The 17545-nt window shown below is 47.8% G+C and carries 15 protein-coding genes; 11 read left to right on the top strand and 4 right to left on the bottom strand.

Annotation, left to right across the window (positions count from 1 at the left end; all coding sequences use genetic code 11):
* Positions 1 to 66 precede the first annotated feature (66 nt).
* On the bottom strand, positions 67 to 3615 hold the full coding sequence (locus tag GU926_RS17725) for a T9SS type A sorting domain-containing protein (RefSeq protein ID WP_160694264.1): 3549 nt from the start codon (positions 3613 to 3615) through the stop codon (positions 67 to 69).
* Positions 3616 to 4683: 1068 nt separating this feature from the next.
* Between GU926_RS17725 and GU926_RS17720 the strand changes: the two genes are divergently transcribed.
* The 3 genes from GU926_RS17720 (at position 4684) to GU926_RS17710 (ending at position 6406) form a co-directional block, all read left to right on the top strand.
* Positions 4684 to 5583, top strand: coding sequence for a DMT family transporter (locus GU926_RS17720; RefSeq protein ID WP_160694262.1), 900 nt, complete (start codon positions 4684 to 4686; stop codon positions 5581 to 5583).
* Positions 5584 to 5647: 64 nt separating this feature from the next.
* A complete protein-coding gene (locus tag GU926_RS17715) occupies positions 5648 to 5905 on the top strand; it encodes a hypothetical protein (RefSeq protein ID WP_160694260.1) in 258 nt (85 codons plus the stop codon).
* Positions 5906 to 6103: 198 nt separating this feature from the next.
* The gene (locus GU926_RS17710) at positions 6104 to 6406 is read left to right on the top strand and encodes a YMGG-like glycine zipper-containing protein (protein ID WP_198001441.1); all 303 of its coding nucleotides are present in this window, start codon (positions 6104 to 6106) and stop codon (positions 6404 to 6406) included.
* Positions 6407 to 6550: 144 nt separating this feature from the next.
* Here the strand turns inward: GU926_RS17710 and GU926_RS17705 are convergent, their stop codons facing one another.
* From GU926_RS17705 to GU926_RS17695, 3 genes are all read right to left on the bottom strand, one after another.
* Positions 6551 to 9028, bottom strand: a complete 2478-nt coding sequence (locus tag GU926_RS17705; RefSeq protein ID WP_160694258.1) for a TonB-dependent receptor domain-containing protein — start codon at positions 9026 to 9028, stop codon at positions 6551 to 6553.
* Positions 9029 to 9425: 397 nt separating this feature from the next.
* The gene (lpdA, locus tag GU926_RS17700) at positions 9426 to 10820 is read right to left on the bottom strand and encodes a dihydrolipoyl dehydrogenase (protein ID WP_160694256.1); all 1395 of its coding nucleotides are present in this window, start codon (positions 10818 to 10820) and stop codon (positions 9426 to 9428) included.
* Between the two features lie 189 nt (positions 10821 to 11009).
* Positions 11010 to 11396, bottom strand: coding sequence for a hypothetical protein (locus tag GU926_RS17695; protein ID WP_198001440.1), 387 nt, complete (start codon positions 11394 to 11396; stop codon positions 11010 to 11012).
* A 106-nt stretch (positions 11397 to 11502) separates the two neighbouring features.
* Here GU926_RS17695 and GU926_RS17690 point away from each other — a divergent pair, with 106 nt between their 5' ends.
* From GU926_RS17690 to GU926_RS17655, 8 genes are all read left to right on the top strand, one after another.
* Positions 11503 to 12957: a tyrosine-type recombinase/integrase gene (locus tag GU926_RS17690; protein ID WP_198001439.1), complete on the top strand. Its 1455-nt coding sequence runs from the start codon at positions 11503 to 11505 to the stop codon at positions 12955 to 12957.
* Between the two features lie 162 nt (positions 12958 to 13119).
* Positions 13120 to 13701 (top strand): YIP1 family protein, encoded by a 582-nt coding sequence (locus tag GU926_RS17685; protein WP_160694254.1) that lies wholly within the window; start codon positions 13120 to 13122, stop codon positions 13699 to 13701.
* A 139-nt stretch (positions 13702 to 13840) separates the two neighbouring features.
* Entirely contained in the window at positions 13841 to 14146 is a 306-nt protein-coding gene (locus GU926_RS17680; protein WP_160694252.1) for a hypothetical protein, read from the top strand.
* A 74-nt stretch (positions 14147 to 14220) separates the two neighbouring features.
* Complete coding sequence (locus tag GU926_RS17675; protein WP_160694250.1) at positions 14221 to 14709, top strand: hypothetical protein; 489 nt, start codon at positions 14221 to 14223, stop codon at positions 14707 to 14709.
* A 73-nt stretch (positions 14710 to 14782) separates the two neighbouring features.
* Positions 14783 to 15178, top strand: coding sequence for a hypothetical protein (locus tag GU926_RS17670; protein ID WP_160694248.1), 396 nt, complete (start codon positions 14783 to 14785; stop codon positions 15176 to 15178).
* 93 nt (positions 15179 to 15271) lie between these two features.
* Positions 15272 to 15943, top strand: a complete 672-nt coding sequence (locus tag GU926_RS17665) for a hypothetical protein (protein WP_160694238.1) — start codon at positions 15272 to 15274, stop codon at positions 15941 to 15943.
* A 115-nt stretch (positions 15944 to 16058) separates the two neighbouring features.
* Positions 16059 to 16562 carry a hypothetical protein gene (locus GU926_RS17660; protein ID WP_160694246.1) on the top strand — a complete coding sequence of 168 codons (504 nt, stop codon included), beginning with the start codon at positions 16059 to 16061 and terminating at the stop codon, positions 16560 to 16562.
* Between the two features lie 63 nt (positions 16563 to 16625).
* Positions 16626 to 17066, top strand: coding sequence for a hypothetical protein (locus tag GU926_RS17655; RefSeq protein ID WP_160694244.1), 441 nt, complete (start codon positions 16626 to 16628; stop codon positions 17064 to 17066).
* Positions 17067 to 17545 lie beyond the last annotated feature (479 nt).

Here is a 17545-nt window from a genome sequence, read left to right as displayed (position 1 = left end):
GCCGCCCCAAATGGAGCGGCTCTCTTCGTTTTTGGGCTGTTTTCTGGGAAACAGACCAAAAACGGATTACTGTTTCACAAAACGTAGACGGTGCGTGATTCCTTCTTGTTGGAGGTGGAGAGAATAGGTCCCACTTGGTAAATGGTCTACTTTCAGCTTGGGTACTCTGCTGTCTGCTTCAAAATGGAATACTTGTACCTTTTGGCCTGTGGCATTGTAGATTTCAACTTTGGCATTGGTAGCTAATGTAAGTCCATGCACAAACAATTCTTCATGCGTAGGATTTGGGTATAAAGACAATTGGACCAGCTGGGTAGTTTTAGAGCCATTCACAGAAATTACTTTACTAAGCTCAAACGCGCCGTCAGTGTCAATCTGTTTGATTCGGTAATAAGTTATCTGGTCAGCAGATAAGGTATGAAAAAGTCTGTATTTCTGAATGGTATTACTATTGCCGGCGGCTTTCACGGTGCCCGCATTGGTAAAGGTTTTTCCATCTAAGGAGTATTGCACTTCAAAACGGTCATTGTTTTTTTCTGTGGCTGTTGCCCACTCAATAACGGTTTCATGTTGGGTTCGCTTGCCGGTAACATACAGCCAGGAAACGGGTAAGGTGCCAGCGGTGGCGTTGGCAATGCCTAGTTGTCCGAACTGGGTCATAAATGCGCGTTTGGCATACCCGCTGCTGACTGTTCTTCCGTCTTTATTGGGTCCTTCCAGCATTCCACCGCCCGTTCTCCAGTCTTTGCCAGAAACAGAAGTTTTGGGGCGCACTAATAGCGCGAACTGGTTGTCTGTGAGGTTGGAGAATCCTTGCAAAGAGGCTACAGCCGTGTAAGAACCGCTGGCTGGAAGCGCATTGGGCTCTAGGGTCCATACTCCATCGGGCTGCATGCTGGTATAATAGTAGCCGTTTTCCTCTAAGAGCATATCGCTGTCTTGGTGGCTGATTAGTGGATTGAAACCCACCAGAATGTTTTGAAATCCATTTCCGGTTAATTCATTGGAAGTAAGTTCCAGCATTCGTTTACCTGTGGCGGTTCCTATTGGAAACTGATAGGTACCGGTAGTAGCAATGGCTCGTCTTAAATTGCCCTGTATGTAAAAGGTAGGGTCTGCAACCACTACCGCAGACGTGCTTGAATTAACCATGTATAACTCCTTAGAGTCTGTCTTGAAGGTACCGCTTTTCAGGGTGAACGTGCCAGTGACGGCTACTGAATTGGTCAGCGTCACGCCGCTTCCCGTTTTGGATACCAGCAGATTAACGACCGTGGCAGGAAGTCCGTTTCCAGAGACCATCTCAGAAGCGCCAATGAAACCATAATTCGCCTCTGACGAGAAAGTGCGGGTGCCGCTTACGCGTATGTTGCCATCCAGCGTGCCGGTCCCAGAAGTTTTGATGCCTTGCGGAGAACCGTACAACAGGGTGGCGCCAGGGAGCACCATGAAATTACCCGTCCCGGCAATGGTTCTGTTGGAGGCCACCTGAAAGACGGCGGGCGCATTGAGGGTGAGCGTGCCGGCTACGTCAAAATTGGCGCTGGACTGGATGTTGCTGCCTCCGTCTGTGGTATTGGCCTGCGCCGCATTCAACTGCAGATGATGGTAGGTGATTTTCTTGGAAGCCCCATACGTGCCTCTAATGCTTTGGTACTGACCATTGAGAGAACCGTAAAATTCTATGGTGCCTCCCGTCAGGGAATAAGGGTTGTTGTTGCCGGTTAATTCTGGCAAGGTGGCGGTGGTTCTTGCCAGGCGCAAGGTGCCACCGGTCATGGTGAGGCCGCCATCGCCTTTCAGTGATTTAGTGCTGGCATCTAAGATGGCATTGGGCAGGATGGTCAGGTTCTGGGTAATGGTCGTCGTGCTGGAGATGGTCTTGGCGCTAGTGCCCAAGGTATTATTGCCACTGATGATGACCGCCGGATAGGTACCGCCTTTCAGGGTCTGCGTTCCGTTGCCGGCCAGTTCCACGGTTCCCGCGGTGATGTCATGCGTGCCCGTCAGCTGCGGCACTTGTACGTTTACTACTTGTACCTGGTATACGCCGCCGCGCATGACCAGTTTTCCAGTTCCCGTCACGTCTGCGGTGGCAGTGCCTATGAATTTGCCTTGCCGGATTTCCAGCCTTCCGCCGTCTGCCGCCAGGGTGGTGTTGCTAGTGATGTTGATACTATTGGTAAGGGTGACCGACGTGGGATTATCTATCACTACAATTTTTCCGCTTCCGGTAGTAGTAAAGACATTGCCGGTTTGCTGTGGCACCAGCCCGCTGTAAACAAAAGTGGCCAGCTGGTTGAACGTACGCCGGGTATCGGTTACCTGTACGTTGCCCATGGTGCCGGTGGCATTGATTCCTTGCGCGCTGGTAATGTACAGCGTGCTTCCTAAATCAGCTTTAAAATATCCTTGCCCTGTAACGGCATATCCATTTCCGGCGGCATCAGCCCCGAAGTCCAGGCTGGCTCCGTTCTCAACGGTAACCGTGCCGGCGTACACTGAGTTGGACGAATTGAGCGATAGATTATTGGCTAAACGAGCCTTGCTACCAGTTTTCACCGTCAAGGAAACGTGGTTTATGGGGCCGGCCGTGTTGAGCGTTTGCCAGTCTGTTCCACTCAGTTTTATCCCGCTGGAGCTAGTGTTCACGGCGGCGCTGTTAATGATGGAGGAAGTGTTGTCCAGAAGGAGGTTGCCTTTTAAATCAAACAAAGTTATGGCCGTAGAACTGGCCGTTTGGTTTAACTGCAGAACAGCGTTGCTAGTGAGTTGTAAGTCCTGCCCCACAGCTATGGAAACCGTTCCGTTTACTTGGTTCTGCCCATAGAAAGTGCCGCCTGCAAGCGCTAATCCTTGCCCAAAAGAAATCTGACTGTTGGCGGGCGCGAGCGTTAAGGAAGAAGAGGACGGAATCATGAAACTTACAGCAGAGGAGGCCAGGGTCGCAGAGCCATCTACTAATTGCCACTGAGTATTGCCGCTGCTGAAAGCAATGGTAAGTTTGCCTAGCAGAAAGCCATTCGTTTGAGTTGTTAAGGCAGCCGGAGAGAAAAGCACTGCCTTGGGAGCCACCTCTTCCAACCGAACTTCAGAAGCTGGATCTAGTTGCTCTATGCCCGCCCAAAGCGTAGACAGCCCTTGATACGATGCAGATTTTATGACGAGTTTGGCGTTTGCCTCTACTTTGAGAGTGCCTTTGACATGGATGTCGCCTTGCATGAGCAAGGTGGCACCGGCACTTACAGACAAAGTAGAGTTAGCGATGAGCGCAGCAGAAGAAGTGATGGTGGTTTGTTGAGTAGAGACAATGAGCTTGTCTACCTCTAAGGTGTTTTCAATTTGCACGGCGTGCCGTACGTACACGGTGGCATTAGCCGGAATTGGGTAGGCCACCGAGGCCCAGGTATTGTCTGCAGTCAGTTGCTCCAGTAACGCAGTGCCTCCCGCTTGGCCAAGCATACCCGATGTGGCAGTGCGATAATCTCCGGGGACATAGGTAGGAGTTGTTGTTTGCGCCAGCACAGAGCCACACCTGAAAATAGAGAAAGCCCATACCAACATCCAGACGTGAAAGGCGGCAGAGCTTCTGTTACGGGTAACTTGAATCTTCATACAATACCAGTTGAGAATTTTAGATTTAATTTGTCGCTTAACTTAACTCATTGGCAGCTAGTTCAATGTGGTGGTATTTTTTGGATAAAATCAGTATTTCACGGGATGGATGCAGAGGAATCCCCGACGAAAAGTAGAGGCAAATAATAGAAGAAGATGTGGAGACAGACTACTGCGCATTGCTAGTTTTACCTTCCCCGGCTCCTTCTAAAACAGAAGAGAAGAATTTACTCAGAGCCCTACCATATTGTAAATCCCAGACAGCGGATTCAGCTAGGTATCGCTCAAAGTAGGAGGCAGCGGAAGAAAGACGCAGCCACTCCCCCTACCCCATTTAAAGAGGAATGGTAAATGCAGATAATGTAGAGACAAAGGCACCGCCTTGCCTCTGACACGTTGCCTTCTTGTACTGGGGTTATCTTCAAATGTAAACACCCCCTTCGCCCCCCTCAAGGAAGGAATCCCCACTTGGCGAAGGATGATGCACAGGTTCCCCACCGGAAGAGGTTGGAGGCTGATGCCCCAGGGCAGTCTCAGACTGCCCGCCACGGTGGGTCCAAGTCATAAACTTGAACCAGACGCGGGAAAGCAGATAAAAAAGCCGTGCCTTGGCACGCTTGTCTCTGCATCGACAGGAACCGCCATTACCTGAAACCAGGTAATCAACCATCAAACGAAAGCAGAATTGGGACCGAAACCAGTCCTGGTCTTGAGCGCCTCTGGTGTTTGTGCGCCGCGGCCAGCGGCGGCAGGGACAAAGTCCCACAAACAACAGCAGTGCGAAGGGCCGGGACGGGGCCCCGCGGCCGTGAGCGCTTACCGGAAGAAATGAAACAAAGCAGTGTGTTCGAACCGGAGGGAAAGAAACTACTCTAGGAACAGCCAACGGAAGTGCACAAAGGCAGAAGCAATAGCAGAAAGTCACAGATGTAAATCCAGATCATTGTTGATGAGAACACCAAAACGGCGGAAGCACTAAAACCAGAGGACGATTACCGTTTTTAGGCAGTTTCTCAGGAAACAATCCAAAAACGAAAAATCCTGCCGGCGGCACACTACCTTTGCGGGATGAATCAGCAGTTGAAAGTACATGGCTCATTGTTTTTGGTAGCTCTTATCTACGGAGCCAATTACAGCATAGCCAAGGAAGTGATGCCCGCGTATGTGCAGCCGTACGGCCTGATTCTTCTGCGGGTGAGTGGGGCGGTGCTGTTTTTCTGGGCCGTGTCATTGCTCAGGACCAAAGAACAGATCCAAGGCTGGGCCGACTGGCGACGAGTGATTCTGTGCGGATTCTTCGGGATTGCGCTCAACCAGCTCACGTTTTTTGGTGGCCTCAACCTGACCTCTCCCATCAATGCCTCGCTCATCATGACCATCACGCCCATTGTGGTGCTGATCATGTCGGCGGTGTTGCTGAGGGAGAAGGTGCAGAAGCAGCGCATTGGGGGCATTTTGCTGGCCTGCGTGGGTGCTTTTCTGCTCATCTACGGAAAAACCGATGCAAAATCACAAGGCAATACCCTCGGCGATATTCTCATTCTCATCAATGCCACCTCGTATGGTATTTACCTGGTGCTGGTAAAACCGCTCATGCAACGCTACAAGGCCATTACGGTGGTGAGCCGGGTGTTTCTGGTAGGCTTCTTGGGTGTGCTGCCCTTTGGTCTGCCCCAGTTAGGAACGCCAGACTATGCAGCATTTCCCGTGCACGTGTGGGCGGCCATCGCCTTCATGATCATCGGGGTGACCATTATGGCGTACCTGCTCAATGCCTGGGCGCTCACGTATGCCAGTCCATCTCTGTTGGGGGTGTACATTTACCTGCAGCCGGTGCTGGCTATTCTTATTGCCGTGGGGCTGGGCAAAGACGTGTTCACCTGGCAGAAGGCGGTGTTCGCGCTCATGATCTTTGGGGGAGTGTACCTGGTGAGCAGGCCGGCCAGAAAACGAGCGGTGCCCGCATAATTTTCCAGGTCATTTTGCACTAAGCGCGCGGTCCCGTTGTTAGGCGGTCATTACCTGTAGAGCCATGACCACAGAAGCACAACCCTTTGACGAACATGAACTGTACCACCTGTTTTTGCAGGTAGAGGCAGCAGATTCCACTTGTATGCTCAACCTGGCCGGGCACCCGCTCAGAATCAGGGAGGTGGTGTTTCAGATGGTGGAGAACGGTTGCCGTGTCTGCAAAGTGTCTACAGACCAATACAATACCTTTTTGTATGACAAGGAGGTCACCGAGATTTACGACTACCTCACCACCATCATAAAGGTCAAATTCGCCTAAGGCTTAAGACTTTCTGAGATCTACTTAAAATTCAAATTAAAGCTAATAGAAACGCCTGCTTCCCGCCAATGGAAGCAGGCGTTTCTCATTTATATTTACAGCAATACCATTCTTCCTTCTACCCCCAACAGAAAAGTGTTGAAAAACTTTCATTAGTCGCGCTTCGTTTAATACAATTACAAGCACAAACCTAAGACTATGAAAAATCTAAAAATAGCGACCATCATGCTCTGCTCCGTCTTCTTTCTGGGCGGCAGCATAACGGAGACCCACGCACAAGACACCAAGAAAAAAGAAAAGAAGGGCTGGAGTAGAAAAGCCAAAGGCGCTGTGATTGGCGGAGCCGGCGGCGCGGCGGCCGGGGCTGTGATTGGCGGCGGCAAAGGAGCAGTCATTGGCGGCGTGGCCGGTACCGTGGCTGGTGGCGCCATTGGGAAGAAAAAAGACAAGAAGAAAGACCCCAAACGTCACAGGAAATACACCAAGAAAGACAACGACTAACCCCTTTCCCCTGCGTCCTACGCCAGAAGAGCCCGGCAAACTACCGGGCTCTTCTAGTTTCTGCCTAGTTGGCGAACAGTTCCGTTTTTGGCTTATTTTCTGGAAAACAGGCTAAAACGAAGGCTTTTCAAATCAAGCATATGTTTAGTTCTGAATCCCCTCCCCCATCTGCTGGTCTGGGTTTTCTTCCTGCCGCTCTTCGCGGTCTTTTTTCTGGTTGCCGTTGTTGCCAAACCGGTAGCTGAAGCCCACATACACCAGCCTGCTCTGCGGTTTATAGGTGCTGGTCTCCTCAAACCCACCTAAGAACCTATCGCCGCTGGCACTGGTAGAGTTGAACTCCATGGTGTTGAGCACGTCCTGCACTCGCAGAATGATGTTGCCTTTGCCTTTTAACACTTCCTTGCGCAAGCTTAGGCTGGTCATAAAAAAGGAAGACCGTTCTCCCTGGGCCGTGGCCGTAGGCGAGCGATAGTTGGCCGACAGCTGCACCTCGGTTTTAAAGGGCAGCGTGAAGTTAGAATTGACACGGCTGGTCCAGCTGAACCTACTATTGGACGCAATGCCCTGCTCTTCAGACCCGTTGATTTTATACTGAAACCCAGACGCATTGGCGTTCAGGCGCCACCAGTTGGTGAGCGTAGTGGTTCCGGTCAATTCCAGGCCATAAGACTCTCCGGTAGAAAAATTCTGGTACGTGGTGAAGGTGGTCTGATTGTCTGGTTGCAGTTGGCGCACCTGTTGCACCAGATCCGTCATTTTGCGGTAGAACACAGAAGCCGTGAGAGTGGTCTGTTTCCAGAAGTGCAGGTAGTTGATTTCATACGAGTCGATGAACTCGGGGTTCAGGTTGGGATTGCCCTGGCGCAGGTTCAAAGAGTCTGAAATGTCCAGAAACGGGTTGAGCTGCCGGGTGCCGGGTCTGTCAATGCGGCGGCTGTAACTGGTCTGCACTTTCTGCTCCTCAGAGAAATCATAGGTCACAAACACGCTGGGGAACAGGTTCAGGTAATTGCGCTTGTTTCTGTTCTTCTGCGTGATCTGGTTGATGACCAGGTTGGTCTGCTCCAGGCGGGCGCCTACCTGGTAGCTGAATTTCTTGAACGCGTCTCCGTAGTTGCCATACACGGCGTGCACCCATTCGTCATAAACAAAGTGGTTGGTGCGGCCCACGCTGTTCTCAAACTGACTGGTGGCGCGGTTGAAGTTCTGGGCCTGCACATCGGCGTCGTTGCGTTCAAAGGTACTGCGGTAGCCGGCCTCCCATTTGCCTTTCTCACGGAAGGGGTGCACGTAGTCGGCCTGCAGGGAGAACTCGCGCTCTTTCTCCAGCACATCATTCTGTTGCAGGCTGGCTCTGGTGGGCAAAACCGCGCCGGCGGCGTCAAAATACTGCTGGTTGAAGGCATCAAACCCGTCTTCCTGCTCTACATTGAAGACGGCATCGGCGGTGAGCTCCCGGCCCGGCTGGGCGAAGGTCTTGCGGTACCCCAGCGTGTATTCCCAGAGTTTGCTGGTTTCTTCCCCGGTGCTGTTTCTCAAGGAGGAACTGTTCAGGCCCAGGTCTTCCTCCAGAAAACGGTAGTGCAAGGTGCCTTCATTCTCGCGGTAGCCGTAGCGGTACAACAGGGCGGCCGTGATGCTTTGGTCCTCCGTGAGGTCATAATCTGCCCCGAAACGCACGTTATGATTGCCCCGCTGCATCTCATTAGTAGAGTTCTGCTCCTGGAAAGTGGTGGTGTCCCGGCCTTCTTCAGTCTGGAAATAATTGGTCCTGAACTGGTGCCCTTCGCCCCTGCGGACGTCTTGCCGAAAGTCATGGTTGGCGAACAGGTTGAACTTGCCCACCCTATAGTTGAGGTTGAGCGAGGTATTATAGCGGTTGTTAGGCCCGGCGGTGACGGAGGCCATGCCATTCAAGCCCTTCTGTTGCTCTTTCTTAAGGATGATGTTGAGCACGCCACCCGTGCCGCTGGGATCATATTTACTAGACGGATTGGTGATCACCTCTACCCGCTCAATGGTACTGGCCGGAATCTGGTCCAGGCCCAGGCCGCTGAGCGCAGACGGTTTTCCGTTGATGAGGATGGTAATGTTAGACGTGCCGCGCATGCTCACCGTTCCTTCCTGGTCTACCGTCACCGAAGGCACGTTCTGCATCACATCCACGGCCGTTCCGCCCACCGTTGACAGGTCCTGGCCTACGTTGTACACCCGCCGGTCCAGCCCATATTCCACGGCTTCGCGCTGGCCCATGACCTCCACCGCCTGCAAATTGGTAGAGGCGGCAGCCAGTTTAAGCACGCCAATGTTCACTTCTGGCTTGGCGGCGGTCACGCTTATATTAGGCACCACCCGCGTCTGGTAGCCAATAAACGACACCTTGACGTGGTACCTGCCCACAGGCGCGGGCGCCAGTACAAACGTGCCCTCGGCACCCACCAAGGCACTGGCCACAATAGCGGAGTCCTGGGCAGAAAGCAGCACGGCCGTAGCAAACCCCACCGGCTGACCTGAGGCGGCATCTTGTAAAGTACCAGACACGCGGCCTTGCGCCTGGGCAGAAAAACTGTTGAAAAGGAGAAAAAGGAAAGCAGGTAAAAGGGCAATCAATTGTTTCATGCAGGGGAAATTTGGGTACGCGAAAGTCTAAGTCAATTTATTAGTAACGAGGAAACCACTAGGAAAGACATGTATATCCTCCCCTTTCCTGAGTGGCGGAGTGCTAGCAAGCCAATTTTCATTTAACATAATTTTTAAGATAAATACTAAATTCTATCCTTTTACTAGCCTCACCGGTAGATTGGCCTGCTTCTAGAGATTATGCAAAGCTGAGAAGAAGAAGCTGGTAAGGCTTTCTAATCTTAAGCAACCATTACCCAGTAGAAGGTATCTTGCTCTTATAGAACTGTAACCAATCAGAGGCCTTTCTGTTTTTAGGCTGTTTTGGTGAAAACAGCCTAAAAACAGAAAGGCCCGAAGTTTCCTTCGGGCCTTTGTTATCTAAAAGAAGTATGAACTATAAGTGAATCACTTCACCGTAAGCGGCCGCGGCGGCTTCCATGATGGCTTCTGACATGGTAGGGTGCGGGTGAACGGCTTTGATGATCTCATGACCGGTGGTCTCCAACTTACGGGCCACTACAATCTCGGCAATCATCTCGGTTACGTTGGCACCAATCATGTGGGCTCCTAAGAACTCCCCGTACTTGGCGTCAAAGATTACCTTCACAAAACCATCTTTCACGCCACCGGCGCTAGCTTTACCTGAGGCAGAGAACGGGAACTTGCCTACTTTGATTTCGCGGCCCATCTCTTTGCACTCTTTCTCTGTGTAGCCCACAGACGCAATCTCTGGCGAGCAGTAGGTACAGCCCGGGATGTTTTTGTAATCCAATGGCTCTGGGTGATGACCGGCAATGGCTTCCACGCAGATAATGCCCTCGGCCGAGGCAACGTGCGCCAAGGCCGGGCCTTTCACGATGTCGCCAATAGCGTACACGCCTTCCACGTTGGTCTTGTAGAAGTCATCTGTAATCACGCGGCCACGCTCAACGGCAATGCCTAACTCCTCCAGACCAATGTTCTCCAGGTTGGTTTGGATACCTACGGCAGAAAGTACTACATCTGCCTCTATGGTTTCTTCGCCTTTGGCGGTTTTAATCTTCACAACGCAACCCGCGCCAAACGTGTCTACTGACAATACCTCTGAACTGGTCATAACTTTGATACCAGATTTCTTGAACGACTTCTCTAATTGCTTAGAAACTTCTTCGTCCTCAACTGGCACAATGTTAGGCAGGTACTCTACCACGGTCACCTCGGTGCCCATGGCGTTGTAGAAATACGCGAACTCCACGCCAATGGCGCCAGAGCCTACCACTACCATTTTCTTAGGCATGTTCTCCAAGACCATAGCCTGGCGGTAGCCGATGATTTTCTGGCCGTCAATAGGCAGGTTCGGCAACTCGCGCGAACGGGCACCGGTGGCCAGGATGATGTGCTTGGCTTCGTAGATTTCAGATTTGCCGTCCTCAGACGTTACTTCTAACTGGCCTTTGCCTTTTAACTTGCCGTAACCGGCTATGTGGTCAATCTTGTTTTTTCTGAACAGGAACTGGATGCCTTTGCTCATGCCCTGGGCCACGCCGCGGCTCCGGTTTACCACCGCGCCAAAGTCAGCCGAGGCCTCGCCTACGTTGATGCCGTAGTCAGCCGCGTGCTTGATGTATTCAAAAACCTGAGCGCTCTTTAATAAGGCTTTGGTAGGGATACAGCCCCAGTTTAAGCAGATGCCGCCCAACTCGGCTTTCTCTACCACGCCTACTTTCATACCCAATTGCGAAGCGCGGATGGCAGCCACGTACCCACCCGGGCCGCTTCCTACCACTATCAAATCATATGTTGATGCCATGTGTCTGGATGTAAGGTTTTACTTGAGACAAAGCTACATCATAAACCCGCTTTTGCCAAGTTTCTTAGTAAGATGCCGTTTTTGGGGTGTTTTGGGGAAAAGAGGCCAAAAACGAAGGTTCTCTTTTGGTCTGGAGCGTGTACCCACCTTTGGCTAACAGAAAACCCAGACAGGCAAAGCAGGTAAGCCCTACCCTAGCTCCATCTTATCCATGTACGGCTGCCAGTTGACTATAAGCACCTTTTCCTCTGGCAAAAGCAGGTAGCCATAGTCATAGCACAGGTGATAGGCATTTCCTTTTTGGGTAGTATACAACTGGGTGAGGTACCGGAAGTCAAAACCTGCCAGCGCCAGGTACTGCCGGGGAATGGTGGTCTTGCCCTGCGGGCTTAGCTGCTTTAAGATGCTGCGGTTTTTACGCAGGGCGGCATTGATCTGATTGATCCTACTATCATTTTGCTTTTGTTGCTTAACAGCGTTGTTGGCCTGGTGCCGGCAAGGGTCTGAGCAGTAGCGCTTGTCGCTTCTGCCCACAATAGCAGCACCGCATTGCATACAAGTCCTGGACTGGCTCATCTGTTAACCGCGTTATTACCCGCGTATACACGTGTATACGCGGGTAATAACGCGGATACGGGAATTAAGGATTTTATTTTTACCAACAGCAACTTCCCTATCTGCCATGTCCTACCCGCATACGCTCCCTGTCCTGTACCTTAATCCGCTAGAGCACGGCGGCAAAAAGTATATCCGGATCTGGCACAAAGCCAATCCCCTGCTTTCTAAACGCTTAAAGGAAGCTCCCTGGATACGGTATAGCAAGACCTACAAGTGCTTTGTGATGCATCTTGCCAGCACCGCCATTGAAAAGTTGCACCAGCATGTGCAAGGACTGGCCAAGGTAGATACCAAGTATTTACATAAGGCGCAGCGCCTAAGGCCGGCCCACGGAGCGATCATTCTGCAGCAGGGCAAGGCCCAGATAGAGCCTTTAAAAAAGGGCCCTGCGCTACCGGTAGTGCGCCTGCAGCCGCTAAAGCACCAGGACAACGCGCTGGTGCAGCTAAGCTTCCAGTACCACAAAGACATTTACGCCCGGCTCAGGCACAGCAAAGTGGCCAGGTGGCTACCAGAAGCGCAATGCTTTGTCACTTCGGCAGACAGCGGCAGCCTGGGCACTTTATTAACAGAAATGGCCCCGGTGGCCCAGTTGTGGCTTGCGCAGACCATGCAGGTAAAGGACATGGCCTTGCAGGCCCGCCTCTGGGAGCAAACTCATCTAAAAGAAGCCGGCTACATACCCTGCCCGCTTGTCTACCTAGAGAAGCTTTTTCTCTTAAACTACAGCCTTAACACCATCAGGACCTATCATAGCCTTTTGCACAGGTTTATAAACGCTCATAAAGACAGCGGGCTAGCCAGTATCAACGCTTTCTCAGAAGAAGCCATTAACCTGTACCACCGGTACATGGTACAGGCAGGCACGTATTCAACGTCTTTTGTAAACCAAAGCATTAATGCCGTTAAATTTTATTACCAGCGGGTTTTACAGCGGCATGAGATGCAGTTAAACCAGGTGGAACGCCCAGAAAAGCCCGAGCGCCTGCCGCAAGTGCTGAGCAAGCAGGAGGTGGCCAAGATTCTGGCTGCCACAGAAAACCTCAAGCACCGTTGCCTGCTGCAGCTGCTCTACGCCGGGGGACTACGCATTGGAGAGGTCATCAACCTTAAAATCACAGATGTACAATCTGCCAGAAACCTGCTTCTGATTAGGGGTGGCAAGGGAAAGAAAGACCGCACTACTCTGCTTTCACAGCGGCTGTTGGAAAGCCTTAGAGCGTATTATAAGGCGTATAAGCCTAAGGAGTGGCTGTTTGAAGGGCAGTTTGGCGGACAGTACTCAGTGGAGAGCATTAGAAATGTGTTCAAACTGACGATGGAGAAGGCAGGAATCAAAACCAAGGCCACACCGCACACGCTTCGGCACTCCTTCGCGACCCATCTGCTGGAGCAGGGCACCGACTTGCGTTACATCCAAACTCTGCTTGGGCACAAGTCCAGTAAGACTACTGAAATTTACACCCACATCACTACCTATGCCATGGATAAAATAAAAAGCCCGTTGGATACCTTATAAAAATTCCCCTATCTTACCTGAAAAACCACTATGGTAGCAACCAATGACCTATATACGTGCAGAGAAAGCTCTTTAAAACGGTGTAAAACACTTACGCACATAGGTCAGATAACCGTAGGTGGTACGTATATCCAATAGTTAGCGTTAATAATAAATCATTAGATGAATCAAATTTTTGCCAAAGCAAATTCAAGGATTGAAGAAGTGCTTCATGAGAAAGTTCGCTGGAGGTGGATAATATGGATTTTCACTATCCAAGGTGTATTTTCATACTTCACCTTAAAACAAGATGCTATCCTTGCCTTAAAAATGGATTTACCACCACTCATCATATGGCTCATAATTATGGGCTTTTTGTATGGTTGTGTATCTAATCTTATAATATGCTACCTAATAAAACTAACTGGTAAGTTGTTCAACGCGGAAGGCTCCTATAAAAATATCTTAAAATCTATTAGCCTAGCTTACCGACCACATCTCTATACTATTGTTCTTATAATTATACACCTGTCAATTGCACATTATTTTGAAAGCAGTATTATTCAAAATAACATGATAGCTCTTGTTGTATTAATGCTTGTGTTAAAAACTTCTATTGGAGCCCTAGCGATTTGGACACTTGTACTTTTAGTAAGAAATTTAATGGTTGTTCAAAATCTGACAATTGGTAAGACAATCCTAAACTATATAGTTGCCTTAATACTGAATATACCAACCCATTATCTTTTGATATCTGAGTTGTAGAAAATTACAAACGCTAACAAGACCTAAACGTCAGCCTCGGCCGACGGCCTTCTGCCGCCGTTTAGCCTAACCGTTAGCCAAAATTTGAAACTTAAAAGACTTATCCAACTCTTAACTAAAGCTTATTAAAAGAAAAAATATGGAACCAGAACACGCTGTTATCGTCCGATTCGATTATGGAATTAAAGGATTGGACGCCTTACATGGATTAGAGAAAAAACTTGAAAAAGTTATTAAAGAAAAAAATGTAGGAGAATATGATGGACATGAAATCGCAGTTGATTACAGCGACGGACTTCTCTATATGTACGGACCAAACGCAGAAAGTCTCTTCAAAGCTGTAGAGCCAACTCTTGCAACAACCGACTTTATGAAAGGCGCAAAGGCAAAATTGAGATTCGGACCACCCGAGGACGGGGTAAAAGAAGTTGAGGTAGTGTTATAAGAAAAACATTGGCTAACAATGTATAAACGTCAGCATCGGCCGACGGCCTCTGCCGCCGTTTATACTAGCCGTTAGTGGCAATTAGAATAACAATCGAAAAAAGATATCAGCAAATGGACATAAAAAATCTATTAATAGGCATTTGCTCCACTTTCTTGTTGATTAGTTGCCGCGAAATTCCAGAAAAATTATTAAGTGATACAGAAATGTGGACAGTTGATGGCTGGAAAGGTGATTTATTCTCCAACGGTAGTTTTGAAGTAAATAAACAAGACATTGAAAATAATCAGATTCTAAACAGCCTACTTGGTTTAGACTCCGAAGAAACAACCATAATAAATTTAGGATTGGAGAAAAATGGTCGCTTTTTCATCGACCATAATAACATAAAAGTGCTGGATGGAAACTGGATTAACGGCGACAGCACCATTACTTTACTGGACGGAAATACTAAAGAAACCTTTGGGCTTTTAAAAATTAACGCAGATTCAATCTTGCTAACTCACAAAGGTGAGGGTAGCCTAAGAAAAATCAAGATAACTTTAAAAAATAACAGCCACTAACATTGTGTAAAAGTCATCTCGGCCGACGGCCTTCGCCGTCTTTTACACGAGGCCGTTGCCAGTAAGAGAAAAAATGAAAATAAACCATTTCAACTCGTTCCTTAGTTTGTGTGCAATTACAGCCATGCTATTGCTACAGTCTTGCGACCCTACATATTCGATAAGAATTGAGAATCAGTCTAGTAGTAAAATAACTGTCACCGCAACTACGACAAATAAATTTCAAGCATACGGACATAAAATTATAGAACTTGGAGCCGACAAAGTACGATTTGAAATACCATCAGGAGAATACTTAGAATGTGGGATGGCAATAGCTGGATTGGAAAATGATTTGCCTTTCACAAGCCTAATAGTACAAACTTTGAATAAGAGAATAGTAGCTGATACTCCAAATAAAGTTATCAGTTTATTTGAGAAAGAATCGGACGGTAATTTAAAAACTCCATACAGTTTGGTGATAAAATAAAAAAACTCCTTCTGGCAACATTGTGTAAAAGTCATGTTTCGGCCGACGGCCTTACACGTCTTTTACACGAGGCCGTTGGCGTGCATGCAAAAAATGAAAGACTTCGAGCTTAAAAATACTGCCCCAGAAGACATTGAAGACTTGCTTGTAAAAGTGGAGAAGTCGTTTGGCATAAAATTCATTTCAAACGAGCTTACTCACGTGCAAACATTCGGAGAAATGTGCGACCTTATCAAAAGTAAAATTCGACTAGAAAATGCTGACAACTGTACGACACAGCAAGCCTTTTACAAATTACGGAATTCAATAATTAACAATTTACAGGTTGACAAAGAGCAATTAACTCCCGACACTTCACTCGCGGACTTCTTGCCAAGAAGAACTAGAAAAACAGCGATAAAGAGAATTGAACAGGATTTGGAATTTAAGTTGTCAATTTTGAGACCACCTCATTTCATAACAGGCTTCCTTACACTTCTCTTATTAGCAGCTTTTGTTGGACTGTTTTTCAATTGGCAGTTTGGGCTAAGTGGACTTGTTCTTGCAATTGGCGGACTATGGGTTGCAAATAAAAAAGGAAATGAACTTGACTTAAAAACTATCGGACAACTTGCTGTAAAAATGACAAGAGAAAATTACTTGAATTCTCGACGCAATCCAAACAGTTACAACGACCTTGAAATTGAAAAAATCCTGACTGGTTGGTTTAGCGATGACTTAGCAATAGACAAGTCCAACCTAAACAGAGAAGCTCGGCTAAATTAAAAAAAAGCACGACACGCCAACATTGTGTAAACACCATCCTTCGGCCGACGGCCTCGCACGCTGTTTACACGAGACCGTTGGTAGTAATGGAAAATACAAAAATGAATAGATTATAATGAAATGGAAGTTTATTGTCATTGGATTACTTTCAACTCTATTCCTCATTTTAGGGTTCCGCCAACTATTCATAGCAATCAACCCCAAGATTCTCGAGGCCTATTACCTTTATGGCACCGATATGGAAAAGGTTGACAAACATCTTGGACTTGCACATGATGAATCATTTGCAGATGTATTTCTCTACTATTTTTTAGGTCTATTCGCAGCAGGAATGATAGCTTGGTTGGTCTCAATGGCAATCTCATGGACTTTGGCTAAAAAAAGCGGGATTCCTAAAATAAATATTATTCTCCTTGCAGTAGCGACTATTCCATTAACTCCATTAATAAGTAAATTTCATCTCGACTTTCACCAACTCTATTTCTCATTCAAGGAGTTAGCGACAGTGGTAGGTGTAAGTGGTACAATGTTAATTAATGGCGCAATACTTACTAGCATTGGGCTTTTCTTGGTTCTAAGCAAAAAAATGAAAAACCACTACTACCAACAAGGTGCATAAGTCATGCTACGGCCGACGGCCTCGCACGCCTCATGCACTAGACCGTTGTGGGGCATTTATAAAATGAAAATTAAATCAATAATATTATCCCTTGGGCTTTTAATTCTGTCTTGGAACGCCCTAGCGCAAAAGCGTGAGGCAATGCCTATCAATGAAATAAAAGAAATAATACGACTAGCTGTTGATTTGCCAGAACTGCAACAATACTTTCACAGAGGGGCAGATACGACAAGAACAATCTTGACCTTGCAAGAATTTGGACTTATAACAGCAGATAGTTTTGAAGGATTTGAAAAGTTCGGACATAAGATTAGAATAGTAAACGAAGAAACTATAGAAAAAGAGAAAATTAAAGATTATTTGGCCATTGGTGATTGGACTTATGGAGGCAAGAATCTTAGGCTTCAGATAGAATATCCGAAAGAAGAGCTAATGATTAACTTCAGATTTCAGAAGGATAATGGCAAATGGAAGATTATCAACTCAATGATAATGGAAAATTAAAAAAACGTCCCACAACAACAGCTAAACGTCAGCCTTCGGCCGACGGCCTCGCCCGTCGTTTAGCCTAACCGTTGTATGGCATTGAAATTAAAATAAAAGGTTAAATGACAGCTAAAGAAGTAAATGAAATAATATTCAACTATTCAATATTGATAGCTTTATTTACATCAATTAGTTGGTACGGCATAAACTACTTGATACAGGATTTGAAAAATAAGAAAACTTTTTTCATCGTTAATGCTGTAATACTTCTTCTTTATTCAATCTACTTTATCAACGGCAGAATCTATCATTCTGAATTTGGAGGAGCTTTGGTTTGGGAGTTTTATTTGGCTCTAATATTCTTGGTTCATAATGCAGTGCTCCTAATAACTGCAATAATTATCAGCACTAAGCTAAAGAAGAAAGGAAATGTCGCCCGATTTTGACCAACAGAAGAAGCAAAAGAGGAATTGACGTTGCGTTTGAGCAAGGATTGA

Source organism: Nibribacter ruber, from assembly GCF_009913235.1.
Lineage (GTDB): Bacteria > Bacteroidota > Bacteroidia > Cytophagales > Hymenobacteraceae > Nibribacter > Nibribacter ruber.
This window is presented reverse-complemented; position numbering and strand designations above follow the sequence as displayed.

Bases quoted from the DNA above. Each gene is read 5' to 3' on its own strand.
- GU926_RS17690 (WP_198001439.1), top strand. From the start codon at position 11,503: ATGTCCTACCCGCATACGCTCCCTGTCCTGTACCTTAATCCGCTAGAG.
- GU926_RS17680 (WP_160694252.1), top strand. From the start codon at position 13,841: ATGGAACCAGAACACGCTGTTATCGTCCGATTCGATTATGGAATTAAA.
- GU926_RS17660 (WP_160694246.1), top strand. From the start codon at position 16,059: ATGAAATGGAAGTTTATTGTCATTGGATTACTTTCAACTCTATTCCTC.
- GU926_RS17655 (WP_160694244.1), top strand. From the start codon at position 16,626: ATGAAAATTAAATCAATAATATTATCCCTTGGGCTTTTAATTCTGTCT.
- GU926_RS17670 (WP_160694248.1), top strand. From the start codon at position 14,783: ATGAAAATAAACCATTTCAACTCGTTCCTTAGTTTGTGTGCAATTACA.
- GU926_RS17665 (WP_160694238.1), top strand. From the start codon at position 15,272: ATGAAAGACTTCGAGCTTAAAAATACTGCCCCAGAAGACATTGAAGAC.
- GU926_RS17725 (WP_160694264.1), bottom strand. From the start codon at position 3,615: ATGAAGATTCAAGTTACCCGTAACAGAAGCTCTGCCGCCTTTCACGTC.
- GU926_RS17685 (WP_160694254.1), top strand. From the start codon at position 13,120: ATGAATCAAATTTTTGCCAAAGCAAATTCAAGGATTGAAGAAGTGCTT.
- lpdA (WP_160694256.1), bottom strand. From the start codon at position 10,820: ATGGCATCAACATATGATTTGATAGTGGTAGGAAGCGGCCCGGGTGGG.
- GU926_RS17715 (WP_160694260.1), top strand. From the start codon at position 5,648: ATGACCACAGAAGCACAACCCTTTGACGAACATGAACTGTACCACCTG.
- GU926_RS17695 (WP_198001440.1), bottom strand. From the start codon at position 11,396: ATGAGCCAGTCCAGGACTTGTATGCAATGCGGTGCTGCTATTGTGGGC.
- GU926_RS17720 (WP_160694262.1), top strand. From the start codon at position 4,684: ATGAATCAGCAGTTGAAAGTACATGGCTCATTGTTTTTGGTAGCTCTT.
- GU926_RS17710 (WP_198001441.1), top strand. From the start codon at position 6,104: ATGAAAAATCTAAAAATAGCGACCATCATGCTCTGCTCCGTCTTCTTT.
- GU926_RS17705 (WP_160694258.1), bottom strand. From the start codon at position 9,028: ATGAAACAATTGATTGCCCTTTTACCTGCTTTCCTTTTTCTCCTTTTC.